A 16,356-nucleotide genomic window follows, 5' to 3' on the forward strand; every position below is an offset into this window, starting at 1 on the left:
CGTATCCCCATCCGCGGGACACTTCCCCCCAACGGGAAGCGCCCATCTGAGAGGATGGATACATGACGACGAATGCTCCCGCCGCGCGGCCCGCGCGCGCGCAGTTTTCTTCCGGCCCCTGCGCCAAGCGCCCCGGCTGGACCCTTGAAGCCCTCAACGACGCGCCGCTCGGCCGCTCACACCGCGCCAAGGTGGGCAAGGCGAAGCTGAAGCTCGCCATCGACCTCACCCGCGAAGTTCTGAACGTGCCGGCGGAGTATCGCATCGGCATCGTGCCGGCGTCCGACACCGGCGCCGTGGAGATGGCGCTGTGGTCGATGCTCGGCGCCCGCGGCGTCGACATGCTCGCCTGGGAATCGTTCGGTGAGGGTTGGGTCACCGACGTCGTCAAGCAGCTCAAGCTCAACGACGCGCGCGTCATCAAGGCGCCCTACGGCACGCTGCCGAACCTCGCCGAGGTCGACACCCGGACGCGCGACGTGGTCTTCACCTGGAACGGCACGACCTCGGGCGTGCGCGTGCCGAATGCCGACTGGATCGCCGACGACCGCGAAGGCCTCGTCATCTGCGACGCGACCTCCGCCGCCTTCGCGCAGGACCTCGACTGGCAGAAGCTCGATGTCGTCACCTTCTCCTGGCAGAAGGTGCTCGGCGGCGAGGCGGCGCACGGCATGCTGATCCTCTCGCCGCGCGCCGTCGAACGGCTCGAGAGTTACACGCCCGCCTGGCCGCTGCCCAAGATCTTCCGCATGACCAAGGGCGGCAAGCTCATCGAGGGCATCTTCCAGGGCGAGACGATCAACACGCCGTCGATGCTCTGTGTCGAGGACTATATCGACGCGCTCCAATGGGCGAAGTCGCTCGGCGGCCTCAAGGCGCTCGTCGCGAAGGCCGACGCCAATGCGAAGGCGCTCCTCGACTGGGTCGAGGCGAGCCCGTGGATCGCCAATCTCGCCGAGGATCCGGCGACGGCTTCCAACACCTCCGTCTGCCTCAAGATCGTCGATCCCGAGGTGGTGACGAAAGGGCCCGAAACGGTCGCCGCGGTCGCCAAGGGCATCGCCGCCGCCCTCGAGAAGGAGGGCGTCGCCTATGACATCGGCGCCTATCGCGACGCACCTCCCGGTCTGCGCATCTGGTGCGGCGCCACTGTCGAGACAGACGACGTCAAGGCCCTGACGGCCTGGCTCGACTGGGCCTTCGCCGCCGAGAAGGCGAAGCTCGCCGCTGCCGCCTGACGGCGGGGGCAGTCGGGACAGTCGGCAATCGTCGATCTGCCTTCTCCGACTGCCTATCTGCCGATTGCCGACTGCCCAATTCCATCGAGGCGAAAACCCATGACCGCCCCCAAGGTTCTCATTTCTGATGCCCTGTCGCCCGCTGCCGTGCAGATCTTCAAGGATCGCGGCATTGAGGTCGATTTCCAGCCGAACCTCGGCAAGGACAAGGACAAGCTTGCCGAGATCATCGGCAACTACGACGGCCTCGCCATCCGCTCGGCCACCAAGGTCACGCCGAAGATTCTGGAGCAGGCCTCGCGCCTCAAGGTCATCGGCCGGGCCGGCATTGGCGTCGACAATGTCGACATCCCGGCCGCAACGGCCAAGGGCATCATCGTGATGAACACGCCCTTTGGCAATTCCATCACCACCGCCGAACATGCCATTGCCATGATGTTCGCGCTCGCGCGTGAAATTCCCGCTGCCGACGCCTCGACCCAGGCCGGTAAATGGGAGAAGAACCGCTTCATGGGTGTCGAGATCACGGGCAAGACGCTCGGCATCATCGGCTGCGGCAACATCGGTTCAATCGTCGCCGAGCGGGCGCTCGGCCTGAGGATGAAGGTGATCGCCTACGACCCGTTCCTGTCACCCGAGCGCGCGCTCGACATTGGCGTCGAGAAGGTGGAACTGGACGACCTTCTGGCGCGGGCCGATATCATCACCCTGCACACGCCGCTCACCGAGAAGACGAAGAACGTCCTCTCGGCCGAAAACATCGCCAAGACGAAGAAGGGCGTGCGCATCGTCAACTGCGCCCGTGGCGGCCTCGTCGACGAGGTGGCGCTGCGCAAGGCGCTTGACGAAGGGCATGTGGCGGGTGCCGCCTTCGACGTCTTCACCGTTGAGCCTGCGACGGAGAACCCACTGTTCGGCCACCCTAACGTCGTGTGCACGCCGCATCTCGGCGCCGCGACGACGGAGGCGCAGGAGAACGTCGCCTTGCAGGTGGCCGAGCAGATGTCGGACTACCTGCTGCGCGGCGCCATCTCGAACGCCGTGAACTTCCCATCGATCACGGCCGAAGAGGCGCCCAAGCTCAAGCCCTTCATCGCGCTTGCGGAAAAGCTCGGCTCCTTCGCCGGGCAGCTTACCGAGACCGGCATGAAGAGCGTGCACATCACCTACGAGGGGACCGTGGCGCATCTCAACACGCGCGCACTCTCGTCGGCCGCCATCGCCGGCCTGCTGCGGCCGATCCTGCAGGATGTCAACGTCGTGTCGGCGCCGGTCGTCGCCAAGGAGCGCGGCATCGTCGTCGAGGAGACCGTGCGCGAGGCCGAGCACGACTACGACGCGCTCATCACCCTGACGGTCGTCACCGAACGGCAGACCCGCTCGGTCGCCGGCACGGTCTTCGCCAACGGCAAGCCGCGCATCGTCAACATCAAGGGCATCACGGTCGACGCCGAGTTCGCCCCGTCGATGATCTATGTGACGAACGAGGACAAGCCCGGCTTCATCGGTCGCTTCGCCGGCATCCTGGGCAATGCGGGTGTCAACATTGCCACTTTCGCCCTCGGCCGCGACACCCCCGGCGGCTCCGCCATCGCGCTCGTCGAGGTGGACGGCGAGGTGCCCGCCAAGGTGCTGGAGGACATCCAGACCATCCCGGGCGTGAAGCAGGCCAAGGCGCTGACGTTCTGAGGGGGACAAACCGCGCCGCGCTTCGCCGTCATGCCCGCGCTCGTCGCATGGCATCCACGCCGGGAAGCGAGCAACGCGTGGATGGCCGGGACAAGCCCGGCCATGCCGTGACGGGGGCAGCGTGAGACAATTGCTGCAGCAACAAGACCCGACGCGACTGCTGCAGCAACAAGACCCGACGCGACCGACGCGCCGGGTTTTTGTTTCGGGGAAAGCCGTCTTCGATGTTGATCCGACCTGACGGACCAGTGTCAAAGCCGATTATGGATCGCCGTCGCGACACGTGACATGCGCCACCGGGTAGGCTGGCACGTGCCGGTCGTCCGACAGGAGGGTGAGGCGTTCGGCGATGGCCTGGGCGATGAGCAGGTGATCGAAGGGATCCCTGTGGTGCATCGGCAGACGGGCAAGCTCGTCGAGGTGATCCGGGCGGATGTCGAGCATTTCGAAGCCTTGGGCGTCAATCGCGGCAAGGATGTCCCCGATGCCGGCTTCGAGCTTGCCAATACGCACCTTCACGACGATCTCCCACAGCGAAGCCGTGCTGACGAAGATGTCGTTCGCTGGGTCGCTGATGAGATCCTCAGCCCTACTCTCAATCCGCGCGTCGCCCGACAGCCACCACAAGAGGGCATGCGTGTCGAGCAGCAGCCTCAATCAGCGTCCCCTTCCATGGCGGACAGGATCTCCTCGGGGAGCGTGTTGAAATCCGGCGCCATGCGGATGCTTCCCTTGAGCATCCCCGGCATCCGGCGCGGACGTTCTCCCCCGGGAGGTGGGCCGATCTCAGCAATGATTTCGTTGCGCGACATGACGAGGACCGATGTTCCCTGGCGGGCCTGCCGGAGCAGCCCGCTGAGATTGGCCCGCAACTCACGGACGCCGACCCTGACCTGATTGTCCTTCCGTGCCTGAGCCATGGCGATCCTCGCGTGCACTCATATGTGTACACAATAGGCCCTGCTCGGGCAAGCCACGGAGGCGAGCTTGCCGCACCTGCTCAGCCGATCTTCCGCCCCAGGCGCTCGGCGATGAAGATGCCGCCGAGCACCATGGCCATGGCGACCGCGTGGTGCCAGCCGAAGGGCTCGCCGACGATGAGGACGGCGAGCAGGGCGCCGAAGACGGGCACGAGATTGACGAAGACGCCGGCGCGACTCGGCCCGATGAGTTCGACCCCGCGCATGAAGGTGATCTGCGAGAGCAGGGACGGAAACAGCGCGACGAAGATGAGGACGAGATAGCCCTGCCAGGTCGGCCAGTAGGCGTCGCCGGCGCTGATCTCCCAGGCCAGCAGCGGCAAGGAGGTGAGGCAGGCGACGATGGCGAGCGCCAGGAAGAAGACGAGCCCCGGCACGTCCGGGCGGCCGCGCAGGGCAAGGGTGTAACCCGTGTAGAATACGCAGGCGATCAACATCCACACGTCGCCGATGTTGAAGGCGAACTGCGTGATGGTGGCGATATCGCCGTGGGTCGCCGTCATGGCGACGCCGCCGAGCGTCACGATGACGCCGACGATCTGCAGCCAGGTGGCCCGAACGCCGAAGAAGATGAGCGCGCCGACGAGTACGAGGATCGGCATCGATCCCTGCATGATCGCGATGTTGACCGCGCTCGTATGGTGGCCGGCGAGATAGAAGAGCGCGTTGAAGCCGGTGAAGCCGAAGGCACCCATCAGGATTACGCGGTGCCGGTGGGAGGCGATCATGCGCCAGTTGTCGCGCAGGGCCCGGCCGTAGAGCGGCAGCAGGATGAGGCAGACGACGATCCAGCGCGCCGACGTCAGCACCATCGGCGTGATGTGGCCGACCGCAAGCTTGCTCGCGACGGCATTGCCACCCCACATGAGCGTGGTGAGCGTCAGGAGCAGGTAGGCGTGGTCGAGGCGATGGCGGGCGGCGGTCAACGGCTGGAGGGTCAAGATCGGCTTCCGTGAAGATGGCTTTGCAGACTAGGGTGCTTGCCGCCGGCCTGTAAGGGGCCTAGACGCAGGGGAGCATTGCGGCAGAAGGTGTCACAGGATGCGGTTTCTGATCGTCGATGGTTATCCGGCAGATGCTCGCGAACGCCACCATGCAGGCTTCGGTCTGACGCCGGGCGAGGCTTATGCTGCCGTCGTGAAGGGCATCGCGCCGGCCGCCGCCTGCGATATCGCGCTGCCTGCCGATGCCGATGCGCAGCTGCCGTCCGGCGCCGGGCTCTCCTCCTACGATGCGGTGATCCTCACGGGCTCGCCGCTGCACGTCTACCATGACGAGGCGCCGGTGCGGCGGCAGATCGAGCTGATGCGGGCGGTCTACGACAGCGGCGTGCCGTCCTTCGGCTCCTGCTGGGGGCTGCAGGTGGCGGCAGTCGCCGCCGGCGGGACGGTGACGCCCAACCCGCTCGGACGCGAGGTGGGTTTTGCGCGACGAATCACGCCGAGCGAGGCGGGCAGGGGGCATCCGCTGCTCGCGGGACGCCCCGGTGCCTTCGATGCGCCCTGCGTGCATCTCGATGTGGTCGCCAGCCTGCCGGCGAACGCCATCGTGCTTGCGTCCAACGGCATGGCCGGCGTGCAGGCGGCGGAGATCCGCCACGGGCGAGGCGTCTTCTGGGGCGTGCAGTATCACCCGGAATTCTCGCTGACCGAGCTCGCCGCGATCATGGACCGCATGGCCGGGCCGCTGACCGACGAAGGCTTCTTCCGCGACCCGGCCGAAGTTGCCGGCTATGTCGGTGACCTCAGGGCGCTCGATGCCGACCGCAGCCGACGCGACCTCGCCTGGCGACACGGCCTCGACGAGCAGGTGCTCGTGGAGGCGTTGCGCACGCTCGAAATCCGCAATTTCGTCGCCGGTTGCCGCAACGGCGGCACGATGCGGCATTGACCCGGGAGCCGTCGCAAATCGCAGTGGGCGCATGCGCCGGGCTTGATTTTCGCCTCCCGATCGCCCAAGAGAGGGTGCAAGGAAACCCCGGCCAAGGTGAGCTTGCGCCGGGGTTTATCATGTTGATGGCCGGAACAGCCGGAGGCTGGACGTAAATGGCGAATGTCGTGGTGGTCGGCGCCCAGTGGGGCGACGAGGGCAAGGGCAAGATCGTCGACTGGCTCTGCGAGCAGGCCGACATCGTCGCGCGCTTCCAGGGCGGGCATAATGCAGGCCACACGCTCGTCATCGGTGATGCCGTCTACAAGCTCTCGCTTTTGCCGTCCGGCGTCGTCCGCCCCGGCAAGCTCGCCGTCATCGGCAATGGTGTCGTGCTCGATCCGCAGGCGCTCGTCGACGAGATCGATCGCCTCGCCACCCAAGGGGTGAGCATCACGCGCGACAACCTGCGCATCGCCGACAATGCCACGCTCATCTTGCCGCTGCACCGCGAGCTTGATGCGCTGCGCGAGAATTCCAACGCCGGCACGCGCATCGGCACCACGCGCCGCGGCATCGGCCCGGCCTATGAGGACAAGGTCGGCCGTCGCGCCATACGCCTGATGGACCTTGCAGACCTCGAGACGCTGCCCGCCAAGATCGAGCGCCTCCTGTCGCATCACAACGCCCTGCGCCGCGGCTTCGGTCTCGCCGAGTTCGGCGCCGAGGAGATCTTCGACGAGCTTTCCGCCGTGGCGCCGAAGGTGCTGCCCTACATGGACACGGTGTGGCGCCTGCTCGACGAGGAACGCCGCCACGGCAGCCGCATCCTCTTCGAGGGCGCGCAGGGGGCCCTGCTCGATATCGACCACGGCACCTATCCCTTCGTCACCTCCTCGCACACGGTGGCGGGCCAGGCGGCGACGGGCACCGGCCTCGGGCCGAAGGCGGTGGGCTATGTGCTCGGTATCGCCAAGGCCTATACGACTCGGGTGGGCGAGGGGCCTTTCCCGACGGAGCTCGACGACGAGATCGGGCAGCGCATCGGCGAGCGTGGCCGCGAGTTCGGCACGGTAACGGGGCGCAAGCGTCGCTGCGGCTGGTTCGACGCCGTTCTGGTGCGCCAGACGGTACGCACCTCGGGTATTGACGGCATCGCGCTGACGAAGCTCGACATTCTCGACGGCTTCGACGAGATCAAGGTCTGTGTCGGTTATCGCCTCGACGGCGAGGTGCTCGATCATCTGCCGGCAAGCCAGGGCGCTCAGGCGCGCGTCGAGCCGGTCTACGAGACCATCGAGGGCTGGCCCGGCACGACAGCGGGCGCGCGTTCCTGGGCGGACCTGCCGGCCCAGGCCATCAAATATGTCCGGCGCATCGAGGAGTTGATCGGCGCCCCCGTCGCGCTTCTGTCGACGAGCCCGGAGCGCGACGATACGATCCTCGTGCATAATCCCTTCGAAGGTTGACGGGCCCCACGTTTTCGGGACATTCGGGAGCCGATGGCGGACTATTATCCTTTGCTCTCGCGGGCCGTGGCCGGCCTGCCGGACAACACCCCCGAGACGCGGCGCGCGATCTACGACCGGGCGCGCGTCGTGCTGCTGCAGCAGTTGCGGGCGGTGGACCCGCCGTTGTCGGAGGCCGATATCGAGCGCGAACAGATCGCGCTCGATGATGTCATCGCGCGGATCGAGAACGAATATGCGCCGCCTCTCTATGACGATCCGCTGGAGCCGCGTTTCGATGAGGCGGTAGGGGCGACGGCAGGCTACGACGATGACCGGGATCCCTACCGGAGCGGCGGGGGCTATGGCGAGATTGACCGCTACGGGCCGGGCGACGACCAGTCGGCCGAGCCGCCCGGTATGCCGGGCGGATACGGAGCGTTGCCCCGGGGCGAGGACGAGCGCCCGGCGCGGCCGCGCCTGTCTCCGTCGCGCGGCGCTCGCGACGGTGGCGAGCGCCGTCGCACGCTGATCGTTGCCGGCGTCCTCGCCCTTGCCATCGCGGCAATAGCCGGCACGGCCCTGTGGCTGCGGCAGGAGGCGCCCGCACCGGTGCCGGACCAGGCACAGACGGAGCCCGGCGAGACGCCGACGGAGGGTGAGGCAAAGTTCAACGATCGCATCGGCGGTCCGCCGTCCGACCAGGCCCCGCCGGCGCAGCCGCAGCCGCAGCCGCCGCAGCAGGCGACGCCGCCCGGCGGCGCGGTGGCGGTCTCGCAGCGGGCCATCCTCTATGAGGAGACCGGCGATGCCAACCAGGCGCCGCGGGCCACTGGCGGGCGTGCGGTCTGGCGGCTCGACACCGTCAACCCCGGCGAAGGGCAGCCGCTCGAAACGGTGGTACGTGCCGAAGTTGCCGTGCCCGAGGCAGGCTTCACGCTGAATCTGACCTTCCGCCGCAACACCGACGCGACGCTGCCGGCATCCCATACCGTCGAGATGACGTTCGAGGAAACGGATCCCCAACGGGCGGTCCGGGAAGTCGGCGTGCCGCAGCTCAAGACGGACGAAGGGGCGCGCGGCACGCCGCTCGCCGGGCTGCCGGTGCCGGTGACGTCGAACTTCTTCCTGGTCGGGCTCTCCAACCTCGCCAGCGATGTGGAGCGCAACACCGAGCTGCTGCGGTCGCGGTCGTGGATGGACATTCCGCTGCGCTATGCATCCGGCCGGCGCGCCGTGCTCGCCTTCGAGAAGGGATTGTCGGGCGAGCAGGCGCTCGAGGCCGCCCTGCGCGTCTGGGCAGGCCAGCAATAGCAAGCCTTGTGGGGCGCCGGTGAGGCAGCCCCCGCGACACCCATCGGACGGGCAGACCTGCACAACAAAACGGCGGCCCCCGGCCGCCGTTGCTCTTCAGAGGCCACTCGGCCGCAACGTCAGGCGGGGCTCAGCGCCTGACCGTCGCCCTTCGGCGCCTCAATGCGGGCGAGACCCTGCTTGACGGCCTCCTGTACCTTCTCGAAGGCGCGGACCTCGATCTGGCGCACGCGCTCGCGGGAGACGCCGAATTCACTGGAGAGATCCTCGAGCGTGATCGGATCGTCGCGCAGGCGACGCGCCTCGAAGATGCGCCGCTCGCGCTCGTTGAGCACGCCGAGCGCCTGGCGCAGGGCAGCGAGCCGGTTGCGCCCCTCCTCCTCGGCCACGAGGTTGGCTTCCTGGTCGTCGCTCTCGTCGACCAGCCAGTCCTGCCATTCCCCGTCACCGTCCTGGCGCAGGGGAGCGTTGAGCGAAGTGTCGCCGCCGAGGCGGCGATTCATCTCGACCACGTCCTGCTCGGGCACGCCCAGGCGCTTGGCAATGGCCCTGACCTGTTCCGGTCGCAGGTCGCCCTCCTCATAGGCGGATATGCGGCCCTTGGCCTTGCGCAGGTTGAAGAACAGCTTCTTCTGGCTCGCGGTCGTGCCCATCTTCACGAGCGACCAAGAACGCAGGATGTATTCCTGAATCGCAGCCTTGATCCACCACATGGCGTAGGTCGCGAGACGGAAGCCCTTGTCGGGCTCGAAGCGCTTGACGGCCTGCATCAGGCCGACGTTGCCTTCCGAGACCACCTCGGCGATGGGCAGACCATAGCCGCGGTAGCCCATCGCAATCTTCGCGACGAGCCGCAGATGCGACGTTACGAGCTTGTGCGCCGCGTCGCGGTCTCCGTGTTCCCGCCACTGCTTCGCGAGCATGAATTCCTCATCGGGCTTCAGCATCGGGAAACGGCGGATCTCTTCGAGATAGCGCGAAAGCCCGCCCTCGCTGGCGAGCGTGGGAAGTGCGCCGGTAGCCATTTTCACCTCCTTTCGGCCCCCTGTCGGCAGGCCGTGTGACGGCCGCCCCCTGGCCAGCCGTCCTGAACACCCTACATCCGGGAACACATTGTCCGAAAGAGGGCATCCGACTGTCTCAGAACCGCAGTTTCGGCCGTTGGTTTCGTCCGGCATGTGCGCTAGCGCACACATCGGACTCCGCACCCGCGCTTTCAGGTGTTCGCGCGCAGCGCGTTCACGAGCCTCAGTAGCTCTGGCGGCAGCGGGCTTGCAAAGCGCATTTCTTCGCCCGTCACTGGATGGGCGAAGCCCAACTCGGCCGCATGAAGCGCCTGGCGAGACAGCACGCTCAACGCCTGGCGCGCCGCCTCTCCGAGAAGGGCCGACTTCGTCCGGAAGCCGCTGCCGTAGATTGCGTCGCCGAGGAGCGGATGGCCGCGGTGGGCGAGATGCACCCTGATCTGGTGCGTGCGCCCCGTTTCAAGGCGGCAGCGCACAAAGCTCGCCACATCCGCCGCGTGCCCGGCGGCGAAACGCTCCTCCACCATATAGTGCGTGACCGCTTCGCGTCCATGGCCGGCGCGGGCGACCGCCATCTTCTCCCGGTTGTGCGGGGCGCGGTCGATCGGCGCACTGATCGTGCCGGCCAGCGGCTGCGGCACGCCCCAGACCACCGCCACATAGGCCCGGTGAAGCGGCCCGGTGCGGCCGTGGTCGGCGAACTGGGCGCTCAGCCCCTTGTGCGCCTCGTCGGTCTTCGCCACCACCATGACGCCGGACGTGTCCTTGTCGAGGCGATGCACGATGCCCGGCCGCCGGACGCCGCCGATGCCCGAGAGGCTCGCGCCGCAATGGGCGATGAGGGCGTTGACGAGCGTGCCCGTCTCGTTGCCGGGGGCCGGGTGCACGACAAGACCCGCCGGCTTGTCGATCACGATGAGCGCGTTGTCCTCATAGAGCACACTGAGGGGGATATCCTCGCCGGACGGTTCCGCCGCCGCCGCCGGAGGCACGGTGACGGCGAGAGGGAGGCCGGCGGCGAGCTTGCGCGATGCATTCGTTTCGGGCTTTCCGCCGACGCTGACGTGACCATCCTTAATGAGTTCTTGGATGCGGCTGCGCGACAGGTCCGGAAGCCTGAGCGCGAGCGCGCGGTCGAGCCGCACGCCGGCATCATCTGCCCCGGCGGTCAGATGGATGGTTCGGCCGGCATCCGCCATCTTGTCGCTCATGAGCGCTCGTCGCCCGTCGCGGCAGTCCAGTCAAGCCTCTCCCGGCAACAGAACCGTCTTGAGACTGTGGAGACGGACGGTTTTTGACACAAAGTGCCGCGACAGGACTTGAACAGGGGGCGAAGCGCTTATATAGAAGCGGCCTCACGCGAGACGCTCCCATCGTCTAGCGGTCTAGGACGTCGCCCTCTCACGGCGAAAACAGGGGTTCGAGTCCCCTTGGGAGCGCCACCCGCCTCATAAGCGCCTGAAAAACATCAAAAAAATCGCAGGTGGGACACGAGGTGGGACAGCATATGTTCACCTTTAGAGCTTCCCCATGGCGCGGTCAGCGAGCTTCGCCTGCTGCGCAGCGCGTGTGTAGCGCTCGACTTCATCAAGGCTCCGGTGTCCAGTGATGGACATGATCTCGTGCGGGGTGGCCCCTCGCTCGGCGAGACGGGCAGCCGTCGCCTTGCGCAGCCCGTGAGCGCTGCAATGAGGCAGACCGGCCGCATTGCACCACTCCCGAAATCGATTTCCGAAGCCGGCGACGGTGAAGGGTTTGCCGTAGTCCGTGATGAGGAAGGTCAAATTCCCGGCGTCCGCTCCGGCGATGGCCGCAGCGAGGTCGGGGTGCACAGGAATATCGATCTCGACCGGCTTCCGGTGCTCGTTCTTGGCCTGAACGAACTTGATACGACCGCCACGGATGTGCTGGCGGCCGAGCCTCACCACGTCCTCCCGCCGACATGCGGTATAGAGAAGCAGGGCCATGGCCAGCCGGGCCTTTGTGCCGATGGGGTACTTCTCCTCGAACGTCGCCACTTCCTCCAGCGTCCACGTGTGATGCCCGTCGCTCTTGTAGCTGATGAGTTTCACGTCACGGGTGGGGTTGTTCTTGACGATGTCCGGCTCCTCGATCACCCCCCACGCGAATAGCGCTTTCATGGCCTTGAGCCTCTGATTGGCCGCGCCGGGCTTGTCCGCCAGCTCGTCGCGCAGCTTGCGAACGTGGCGGCTTTCCATGAGGCGCACCGGCTTGTCGCCGTGCTTCTGGCACGCGCTCTCCAAAGCACGCCTGCGCCAGCTCTTGGTGCTGGCATCGAGCGCTTTGAATTGATGGCTGCCGAAATAGGCTTGGCATAGCCATCGGAAGGACCCAGGGCGAGCCGCGGCGCGCGTCTTGTCGTCTGCGGCGCCGGATCGTGCGGCATGGTACTGTGCCATGAACGCTTCCGATCCCGGCTCACCGCGCAGGCGCACCTTCTTCTGCCCGGGGACGCGAACGTAATACCGAACGTTTCCGTGCCTATCCCGGTCGCGAACAAGGTAGGGCAGTTCGATTGCGGCCACGGATGCGCTCACGGTTCAGTCGTCCCATGGATTATGATCGTCGGTGTGATTCTGTGGCAAGCCGTCGAAAGCGATGTCGATCTTGTTGCGGTCCCATACCCGGCGGGCGTCGATATGGATCGGGGGCGGCATGCGACCGTCTCTCACCAGTTCATCGAACTTTGACGGCGACACGCCGATGTAGGTGGCAGCCTCCACGCGCGAGAGCCCGCGCGGGGGGAGCGAGAGCGGCAGCGCGTTGCGGCGCTCTGTGATTCTCATCGGGCGCCCTCCCAAAGCGGCGGCATCCACACGTCGGCCGGGCCGTCGTAGTCGACGAGGGTGATTACGGCCCGGCGGACGTGGGGCATGAAGGCGCGATAGGTCTTCGCTCCGCCGGCGATCCAGATCACGCGGCCGGGGAAGCGGTGGGCAGTCCGGGCGAGGAACTTGGCCGGGTCGTCCTCGCCGAGCCACGGCACCACGATGCGGTTGGCAAGGTTGCCGACGATGCGGGCTGTGCGCCAGCCCATGACGACAACATGGCCCAAGGTCTGTGCCCTGAACCAGGCTAGGTCCTCGGGCTCGTGCCAAGGCAGCCGGCCGGCGAGGCCGATCTGCCCGCGCCGGCCTACGGCGGCGATGAGGCGGACGTCCATCATGGCCGGCCTCCGCACCAGTCGATGCGCCGCGGGCAGCGCCCGCGCGGGCAGGTGTAGCGCACAGCGTGCCCGGCGCGGATCATGAGGCCGGCAACGTCGCGACCGTCGACGAAGACGCGGGCAAGCGTGCGTCCGTAGCGGTCGCGGCCCTGCCGGCGGATGGTGATGGTGCCGCCGGCGAGCAGACGCCGCAGGTGGGCGGTGGCGCGGTGGCCGCGCTGGCGCTCGCTCTCACACCGTGCCTGGTACGTCTCCGGCGCGTCGAGGCCGACGATGCGGATGCGCTCGTCGTCGACATGGATCGTGTCGCCGTCGACCGCCACGATGAGCGGTTCGGCCGCGTTCGCGACGCTGAGCGCGGCGAATATGATGAGGTAGAGCGCGATGAGTCCACCGAGGATGATCGCGGCATGCCGGCGGAAGCGCCGGGGCGCGCTGCGGGGATTCGGGTGGCCGGGAGTGCGCATCAGCATGGCGGCGCCTCAGAACGGGATATCGTCGTCGAGGTCGGCGGGCGCCGACCGGGTGGGGCTGTCGCCGCCCCTCGCAGCCGCATAGCCGCCATCGTCGCGCGAGCGCGTGGTGCCGTAGTCCTCCGGGTCGGCGGCCGGTGGCGGGGCGTTGCGCTGGCTGTCGAGCAGGGTGATCTCGCCGCGAAACTGGGAGAGCACCACCTCGGTGGTGTACCGGTCCTTGTTGTCACGGTCCTGCCACTTGCGGGTGGCGAGCTGGCCCTCGAGGTAGACCTTGGAGCCCTTGCGCAGGTACTTCTCCGCGACCTCGGCAAGGCGCGGATTGAAGATGACGACGGTGTGCCACTCCGTGCGCTCCCGGCGCTCGCCGGTGGCCTTGTCGCGCCACGTCTCGGAGGTGGCGAGCCGCAGGTTGGCGATTGGCTCCCCGGCCTGGTTGCGCCTGATCTCGGGATCGCGGCCGAGGTGGCCGATGAGCATGACCTTGTTGACGGATCCGGCCATCAGGCGATTTCCTCACATTTGGGGGGATTGGCGAGGGCGAGCTGCACGTCGGCATGGCACGGCTCACCGAGCCGGCACCAGCAGGCGAGGTTCTTGCCGCGCAGCTCGCCGATGTCCTCGCAGATGAGCCGCAGGCTTTCGCGGGCGGCCTCATACGTCTCGCGGCCGAAGCTGATGGGGACATGGCCGCCGGCGAGCCGGGCGTAAAGCGCTACGCATTCGGCTTGGGTGCCGTGCCGGCCGACGACGAAGGGATTGCCCCAGCGAGTGGAGCGGTCGACCTTCACCGTGTCGGGCGGCATGCGCCAGCCCTTTCGGCGGGAGAGCTGGATGCGGGTGGGCGGCGTCAAAGTAGCCTCCCTTGCATGCCTGCGGCCGAGAGTGGATTCGGAGCGCCTGCCCGCGGCAGCATCCATTTTGCGGGCGGCGCCGGAGCGTCGCTCTTCCGGTACGGCAGCAGCTCGCGCCAGTCGAAGAAGCCGAGGCGGCCACCGACCGGGATAAAATCCGCCGGCCGCGCATCGGCGATCACCAGCCCGCACGGCCCGAAGAACCATCGACTGTCGAACTCCCTCACGATGTCCACGATCGTGGCGACGCCGACGATGCCGCCACGCAACAGATCGCCCGGCGCGGGCAACGCGAAGCCGAGCCGCGCGCACAGATCGGCGCAATCGGCATATTCGTCACGTGTCATGCCCGTCGAGGCGTGGATGGCAAAGGGGCCGCGGAACTTGAGGGCCGGGTTCGGCTTGTGCCAGGAGCGGTTCTCGACGGGCTTCCAGCCGACCGCGAGGCAGTAGGCCCACGGCTGCCGTACCGAGAGGGCGAAGCGGGGGATCTCGATCATAGCGGCCTCGCCTCCGGCATGTCGCTGTGCTCGCGGCCGTCGAGCAGGCGGCCGGCGGCCTTCTTGCCGACGCAGATCAGCGCGCCGCCATTGCGATCGCTCGCCTCGTAAGGATGCCATTTCGGCCCCTTTGGCGCGCCGAAGCGATCAAACATCGCCGCGTCGGGAGCGAGATGCATTGCGGTAGCGACCTGCTCGTCGAGCCACTCGCCCCACTGCTTGAAGAAGAACGGCACGCCCGCCGCCGCGCACTGGTCGCGGATCGAGCGCGCCCAATCGGGATGCATCGGCCGGGCGCCGGGGCCGCTCTCGCCGCCGGCGATGATCCAGTCGATCCGGTCAAGCCACGGCTCGAAGTCGATCGCGCCGAGCAGTGGCTCCGCCGAGACGAACCGCACGGCCGCCGGCGTCTCACGCAGATCCGGCATGCGCTCGTCGGCGCGGCGTTGGTCCTCGGTGCTGACGCCGAGCCAGACGTTTGGGAGGGGCCAGGGCGCGTCGAGATAGAGGCTGTAGACGTTGCCTCGATCTTTCAACGTATCCATGAAGCCGCTGTCGCCTTCCATATGCGCGGCAGCCTCAAGGTGGATGCGCTCAAGTGGCATCCGGCCGAAGAACGGGATCTTCGACTGGATGCCGTTCATGTACTCGCGCATCCGGCTGGAGCGCTTCGTCAGCACCTGGAACGTGTGCTGAGGGCACATCGCCATGACGGCGAAGATGCGGTCGATCCACTCGTCTCGAACGCTCTCATGGAAGAGGTCCGACATGCTGTTGACGAATATCCGGCGCGGGCGCTTCCAGCGCAGCGGCGCCGTCAGGATCTCGTCGGGGGCGAGGGTGAGCCTGCCGGTCCACACCGGGCCGGCCTTGCTCGCCTGCGTCGTGCCGTTGTAGTGCGTCCACTTGCCGGCGCCGGCCGCCATCCGCTCGATGCGGGCGGCCATTTTCATGGCGTAGCAGTTGGCGCAGCCGGGCGAGACGACCGAGCAACCGACGATGGGATTCCACGTTGCCTCGGTCCATTCGATCGCGGAGCGGTCACCCATGGGCGGCCTCCATGAACAGGTCGGGGATGCGCTCGTCGCGGCGGCGGGCGGATTTCTCGACGGCGCGCTTCAGGCGGCGGAGCTCGTCGACCTCGGCTTTCAGGGCGGCGTGGGTGGCCGTCCGCAGCGCCTCGGCGGCACGGCCGACATTGCGGTGGCCGCGCCGGGCCTTCTCGTAGGCCTGCCGGCAGCGGTGGCGCTCGGCCTCGAAGCGCTCGATCATGGTGAGGCACCTCATTCGCCCCTCCGCAGTGAAAGGCTGGGCACCATCTTGTTGCTGCGGAGGCCACAGGGATGAGCCTCGGCGAGCTTCTCGATGACCTCGGGAATCGAGATGCAGATATCGTTCGCCAGGAGCGCCATCAGCTCCGGCTCCTCCCCGTCCTGGGTGAGGATGATGCAGCGCTTGCCCTGCCCACAGAACCATCCGGCCTCGAGGTGTGCAGACCGCCCGCACGGGAGGATGAGCAGGCAGGTATCGGCCCACTGCATGCCGCGCAGGTCGTTGAGGAACCCTCGCGCGGCAATCGGATGGGTGGTCAGAAGGTGCCGATACAGCTCGGCCGACCATGCCTGCCAATCCGGATCGATCTCCGACCAGGCGAAGCCGGGCACGCCGTTGGGCGGGTTGCGGAAGTCGTAGACCTCATGGCCGTGCATGCGGAGATGCTCGACGACCATCGGCTGATAGGGATTGCGCCACGATGATGCTGCGTAGATGCGTGCCATG

General features: G+C 67.3%; 20 protein-coding genes and 1 tRNA gene. 6 read left to right on the forward strand and 15 right to left on the reverse strand.

Translation table 11 applies throughout. The features are described from left to right. Nucleotides 1-62: 62 nt before the first annotated feature. Together P2T65_RS00950 and serA are read left to right on the forward strand one after the other, a co-directional pair. Nucleotides 63-1,238 (forward strand): phosphoserine transaminase, encoded by a 1,176-nt coding sequence (locus P2T65_RS00950; protein WP_276199009.1) that lies wholly within the window; start codon nt 63-65, stop codon nt 1,236-1,238. A 99-nt stretch (nt 1,239-1,337) separates the two neighbouring features. After that, nucleotides 1,338-2,927 carry a phosphoglycerate dehydrogenase gene (serA, locus tag P2T65_RS00955; RefSeq protein ID WP_055457617.1) on the forward strand — a complete coding sequence of 530 codons (1,590 nt, stop codon included), beginning with the start codon at nt 1,338-1,340 and terminating at the stop codon, nt 2,925-2,927. Nucleotides 2,928-3,188: 261 nt separating this feature from the next. Here the strand turns inward: serA and P2T65_RS00960 are convergent, their stop codons facing one another. The 3 genes from P2T65_RS00960 to P2T65_RS00970 all read right to left on the reverse strand — a co-directional run bounded on the left by P2T65_RS00960 (nt 3,189) and on the right by P2T65_RS00970 (nt 4,848). After that, entirely contained in the window at nt 3,189-3,584 is a 396-nt protein-coding gene (locus P2T65_RS00960; protein WP_055457616.1) for a type II toxin-antitoxin system VapC family toxin, read from the reverse strand. Continuing rightward, a complete protein-coding gene (locus tag P2T65_RS00965) occupies nt 3,581-3,847 on the reverse strand; it encodes a type II toxin-antitoxin system prevent-host-death family antitoxin (RefSeq protein WP_055457615.1) in 267 nt (88 codons plus the stop codon). Before P2T65_RS00965 ends, P2T65_RS00960 begins: the two co-directional genes overlap by 4 nt. Nucleotides 3,848-3,927: 80 nt before the next feature. Beyond that, on the reverse strand, nt 3,928-4,848 hold the full coding sequence (locus P2T65_RS00970; protein ID WP_055457614.1) for a DMT family transporter: 921 nt from the start codon (nt 4,846-4,848) through the stop codon (nt 3,928-3,930). 100 nt (nt 4,849-4,948) lie between these two features. On the opposite strand from P2T65_RS00970, the gene P2T65_RS00975 reads away from it, so the two are divergent. The 3 genes from P2T65_RS00975 to P2T65_RS00985 all read left to right on the forward strand — a co-directional run bounded on the left by P2T65_RS00975 (nt 4,949) and on the right by P2T65_RS00985 (nt 8,538). Then, nucleotides 4,949-5,797: a type 1 glutamine amidotransferase gene (locus P2T65_RS00975; protein ID WP_276199010.1), complete on the forward strand. Its 849-nt coding sequence runs from the start codon at nt 4,949-4,951 to the stop codon at nt 5,795-5,797. A gap of 155 nt (nt 5,798-5,952) precedes the next feature. Then, the gene (locus P2T65_RS00980) at nt 5,953-7,245 is read left to right on the forward strand and encodes an adenylosuccinate synthase (protein WP_055457612.1); all 1,293 of its coding nucleotides are present in this window, start codon (nt 5,953-5,955) and stop codon (nt 7,243-7,245) included. Nucleotides 7,246-7,278: 33 nt separating this feature from the next. Further along, entirely contained in the window at nt 7,279-8,538 is a 1,260-nt protein-coding gene (locus tag P2T65_RS00985; protein WP_055457611.1) for a hypothetical protein, read from the forward strand. A gap of 119 nt (nt 8,539-8,657) precedes the next feature. Here P2T65_RS00985 and rpoH read toward each other — a convergent pair whose 3' ends face one another. Continuing rightward, entirely contained in the window at nt 8,658-9,563 is a 906-nt protein-coding gene (gene rpoH, locus P2T65_RS00990; RefSeq protein ID WP_055457610.1) for an RNA polymerase sigma factor RpoH, read from the reverse strand. A gap of 191 nt (nt 9,564-9,754) precedes the next feature. Then, on the reverse strand, nt 9,755-10,762 hold the full coding sequence (locus tag P2T65_RS00995) for an RluA family pseudouridine synthase (RefSeq protein WP_055457911.1): 1,008 nt from the start codon (nt 10,760-10,762) through the stop codon (nt 9,755-9,757). Between the two features lie 167 nt (nt 10,763-10,929). Between P2T65_RS00995 and P2T65_RS01000 the strand changes: the two genes are divergently transcribed. After that, nucleotides 10,930-11,005: transfer RNA gene (locus P2T65_RS01000), tRNA-Glu, on the forward strand. Between the two features lie 75 nt (nt 11,006-11,080). Here the strand turns inward: P2T65_RS01000 and P2T65_RS01005 are convergent. Genes P2T65_RS01005 through P2T65_RS01050 form a run of 10 tightly spaced genes read right to left on the reverse strand, consistent with a single transcriptional unit; the run spans nt 11,081 to nt 16,355 of the window. After that, nucleotides 11,081-12,109, reverse strand: coding sequence for a tyrosine-type recombinase/integrase (locus tag P2T65_RS01005; protein WP_276199011.1), 1,029 nt, complete (start codon nt 12,107-12,109; stop codon nt 11,081-11,083). A 15-nt stretch (nt 12,110-12,124) separates the two neighbouring features. Further along, complete coding sequence (locus tag P2T65_RS01010; protein WP_276199012.1) at nt 12,125-12,370, reverse strand: hypothetical protein; 246 nt, start codon at nt 12,368-12,370, stop codon at nt 12,125-12,127. Next, complete coding sequence (locus P2T65_RS01015) at nt 12,367-12,750, reverse strand: dihydrofolate reductase (RefSeq protein ID WP_276199013.1); 384 nt, start codon at nt 12,748-12,750, stop codon at nt 12,367-12,369. Before P2T65_RS01015 ends, P2T65_RS01010 begins: the two co-directional genes overlap by 4 nt. Beyond that, the gene (locus P2T65_RS01020) at nt 12,747-13,223 is read right to left on the reverse strand and encodes a thermonuclease family protein (RefSeq protein WP_276199014.1); all 477 of its coding nucleotides are present in this window, start codon (nt 13,221-13,223) and stop codon (nt 12,747-12,749) included. Before P2T65_RS01020 ends, P2T65_RS01015 begins: the two co-directional genes overlap by 4 nt. 9 nt (nt 13,224-13,232) lie before the next feature. Then, entirely contained in the window at nt 13,233-13,727 is a 495-nt protein-coding gene (ssb, locus tag P2T65_RS01025) for a single-stranded DNA-binding protein (RefSeq protein WP_276199015.1), read from the reverse strand. Continuing rightward, a complete protein-coding gene (locus P2T65_RS01030; RefSeq protein ID WP_276199016.1) occupies nt 13,727-14,077 on the reverse strand; it encodes a DUF4326 domain-containing protein in 351 nt (116 codons plus the stop codon). The genes ssb and P2T65_RS01030 overlap by 1 nt, the downstream gene beginning before the upstream one ends. Further along, entirely contained in the window at nt 14,074-14,577 is a 504-nt protein-coding gene (locus tag P2T65_RS01035; protein WP_276199017.1) for a hypothetical protein, read from the reverse strand. The genes P2T65_RS01030 and P2T65_RS01035 overlap by 4 nt, the downstream gene beginning before the upstream one ends. Then, complete coding sequence (locus P2T65_RS01040; RefSeq protein ID WP_276199018.1) at nt 14,574-15,626, reverse strand: phage Gp37/Gp68 family protein; 1,053 nt, start codon at nt 15,624-15,626, stop codon at nt 14,574-14,576. Before P2T65_RS01040 ends, P2T65_RS01035 begins: the two co-directional genes overlap by 4 nt. Beyond that, nucleotides 15,619-15,864: a hypothetical protein gene (locus P2T65_RS01045; protein WP_055460605.1), complete on the reverse strand. Its 246-nt coding sequence runs from the start codon at nt 15,862-15,864 to the stop codon at nt 15,619-15,621. Before P2T65_RS01045 ends, P2T65_RS01040 begins: the two co-directional genes overlap by 8 nt. Beyond that, complete coding sequence (locus P2T65_RS01050; protein WP_276199019.1) at nt 15,861-16,355, reverse strand: hypothetical protein; 495 nt, start codon at nt 16,353-16,355, stop codon at nt 15,861-15,863. Before P2T65_RS01050 ends, P2T65_RS01045 begins: the two co-directional genes overlap by 4 nt. Nucleotide 16,356 lies beyond the last annotated feature (1 nt).

It is taken from the genome of Chelatococcus sp. XZ-Ab1 (genome assembly GCF_029309855.1).
GTDB lineage: Bacteria > Pseudomonadota > Alphaproteobacteria > Rhizobiales > Beijerinckiaceae > Chelatococcus_A > Chelatococcus_A sambhunathii.